This window comes from Acidobacteriota bacterium (assembly GCA_009838525.1).
GTDB lineage: Bacteria > Acidobacteriota > Vicinamibacteria > Vicinamibacterales > UBA8438 > VXRJ01.
Window position 1 is genome coordinate 1 of record VXRJ01000020.1, and the last position, 3,289, is coordinate 3,289.

2 protein-coding genes are annotated in these 3,289 nt (G+C 47.7%); both read right to left on the minus strand.

Annotation, left to right across the window (positions count from 1 at the left end):
* Positions 1–1,175: 1,175 nt before the first annotated feature.
* Positions 1,176–1,733, minus strand: a complete 558-nt coding sequence (locus F4Y45_10725) for a hypothetical protein (protein MXY24981.1) — start codon at positions 1,731–1,733, stop codon at positions 1,176–1,178.
* 13 nt (positions 1,734–1,746) lie between these two features.
* A complete protein-coding gene (locus tag F4Y45_10730; GenBank protein ID MXY24982.1) occupies positions 1,747–2,847 on the minus strand; it encodes a hypothetical protein in 1,101 nt (366 codons plus the stop codon).
* Positions 2,848–3,289 lie beyond the last annotated feature (442 nt).

The window sequence follows — 3,289 nt, forward strand, 5'->3', positions numbered from 1 at the left end:
GCTCCAAGAGAGATTGAAAACGCTGTTCTGTTGTTGCCATTATTACGTTGTACTTTTGGTTTATGGTTAATGCGGAGGCTGTCACCAGTCCCCGAGCCTAAGCACTGAATATAATGAAAAACTCGCACATTTCATATCCCTCACTACTCTCGTCGAAACTTGGTTCTCTGTTTTAAAGTCTCCATCCAGAAACTGGACGCCTGCAGACAACCTGATCTGCGGGACCCAGCAATGAATCAAATACTCGTATCGCAGCATTCCCAAAATGACGACCTCAATAGGCGAGATTTCCTCGCAGTCTGCCCCTGAATCCGTAGCCGTCTCCCCGGCGCGCCAGGATAAATTGATCTGAACTCATGCTCCAATGGCTTCTCAATTGTCCGCGCGTCGACCGAATATCGCCTCCACCACCACGACGGACGTACCGAGACTTGGAACTCCCCCGCCATCTATGTAAATCCCCCGTATGGGCCGGACGGTTCAATAGAGACTAGAACCTGCGACTGGCTCCGAAGGTGCGGTGATGCGCATGCCCATCACGGCTCAGAGGTACTGGCACTTTTACCTGTCACAGCAAACACAAGGCACTGGAAGGACTTTGTGTTTCGTGCGCCCACAGCCGTCAGCTTCCTCCACGATATACGCCTCCGGTTTTTGGTGAATGGGCTGGATCCCGGGAAGGGAGTGCCAATGGCTTGCGCAATGGTTTATTGGGGGGAACACCATGAGCGGTTCCAAGAAGTCTTACTCCGCTACGGTGCCGTTGTACCCCAGGACCACCTCAAGGGGCGCGTGATAAGGCGCCGCGTGCCAGTGTACAAATCGCGTTGAGAACGGAATCTGGCGAGATAAAACATGTCTGTGGTCTAGCAGGTATTTAAAGTTAGGTCTGTTTTCGTACGATGATCTCAAAATGCGTCCCCATGAAGTTTTTGTGCCAGACATTGAGTTGAAGGGGCAGTGGCTGGAAGAAATGATCGAGTCTGGACGCAGGCCCGACCTAGTATTTGACGACAAGGCGAGCGTCGGTGAGTTCTACCGCAGTCAAGGAATAACCTGCGTGCAGGTTTCGCGATAGACGCAAATGGAGGACGTGGGGTGAGGTACGCTGCCCCAGGACATCTCTCGTGGACTAGAGCGTACTAGGATGCTAGGCCTGAACCTGAATCCCCAGCTTATTTTTTTGTCGTCTTCCGAACCAACTCCAAAAAAGATCTCTTCCGACTTCGATCATCAAACAAAGTGCTAACATACCCAGATTTTATCTCCCTAGAGCCATCTGAGTATATTAAAATGGGGGTGGGTACATTTCTCAGTTGCGGATTAAACTTTATAGCATCATAGTCCAGATGTACCAAAGCGTCTCCCGGGAGTTGTTTTTCTCCTGTCCGATTTACAGAAAAAATAGGTAGTTTATGGTCTGTGGAGATCTGCTCGGTAAACTCAGCCATCTCATAGAGACATACACCACAATCCTGATCGGTGTATATGACAAAAAAAGCTCCTTTGCTGCCCCAAGCAAAATTGGGTTCGACAGTAAATTCGGTGTAAACTGGCTTGCCTGCTAACGACTCCACAATCAGATTCATTCGTCTAACCCCTACTTCACTCATTTTGTCTTGCCCCGCTTCAATATTTCTCTCACCTATCAACCCAAAAACAATAAATAAAATGCAAGCACATAAGAATATTGATAACAACAGGATGTGCAGCTTATCTCGTGCTCTGCTCATAGCCACTACGCCACTACTGAATCAGATCTATGTCTTCGTACCGATAAAACACACCGTCACTGTAATGAAAAACTAACAATTCATCCTCCGAAATAAATTCAAATGCCTCCACCCACCTCAGCGGCTCCTCCTGATGATCCAGCAAAGTATACGCGTTCAAAATATTCAGCGATTCCACGTCAATCTCCAAAAGTCTATTCACACGCAATCCAACTTCAGCATAGCCTTCAATTGGTAGTAGATAAAGCCTGGAGTTGAGTGTGGCCATGTAACTAATAACAGACACGATGCCTCCCCCTGCTTGTGAGTAAGACTCCTCTGCATAGTCAAGCCGTTCCCGAAAATAGGGCGTATCAGATAAATCCGAAGATTGGATTAACTCACCGTCAAGCGAATATTTTTCAATAACTGGTATAGATAAGCCTACTGCCAGTAAATATTTATTGATGATCAAGGTGATGAGCCGCCCGCTCAGTCTACGATTAAACGTCTCGGAGTACGACGTCGTAAGTAACTCCCCAAAAGTCTTGATGACCGTACCCGAAGAGTCAAATTTTGTTATTGAATATGGAACCACCGGAAATGAGTTGGCAACATATACATCACCCTGATTATTTACCGATATCCCCTGGGACCAGATAACCGCTTCCGGATCAACTGAAAAAGATCTCAGATAATCCCCCTCGAGCGAAAATGCGTGAATGTCATTGGATGCGGCTTGCAAACCGAAAACCCTATTACCTTCAGCATACAAATTTCGCGGTGCTCCAGAAAATTCTCCTGGTCCCTCACCACTGCGGCCAAATGTCCGGATGACTCCTAAATCATCATCCAAGGCAAGAATATGACCATAACCCTGTCCACTTAGATACAGCACATCCCCAGATTTATGCATGGCCCGGACATGCTTCATAAACCGATCCCCCTCTACAGCTTCGGCAAGGCTGGTCGCGACAAGTGAATTTTCCTGTGACCTCCCATCCTCCGTAGAGCATCCAGTCAAACCCAGCACACTGGCTGATAAACACGCCATTACCACGAACACACGCACTGGCACGCAATCGTGAATCATGGTTTTACTAACAAAAAATAGGACACCACGTAAACTTGCCATCACACATGACGCCCTCGAGACCCACGTGCGCCGAACAACGCTTACCTGAGCACTCCACCTCGCCCGCAAGTGGGCAGGTAGTACAACGGACTGAAGTCGAGCACCCTGTCTCGTCCCTAGCATGAACATGATCAGTAGGCTGGATCAAGGTTAGACATGCGAAAGCAAAAGCAACAATGCACAAAAAAGCAAGAAGACGTTTGGCAACTAACATGGTTCAAGTGTAAGATTTGTTAAGTCAAGAGAGAGATATTACCCGTGCTCGTCAATTATATCACCATAGCAATTAAAAAGAATCCCATCACAACTGTACGTTCCGTCACCCGGCGCATCACATAACTTTGTTCCCATGCAACAAGCCATGGGAACGCCATGTTTGTCTTTGTCACAATCTACGCACATCGTACAATCCCCGGTTTCTGTGGCTTGACTTGCACGGTAG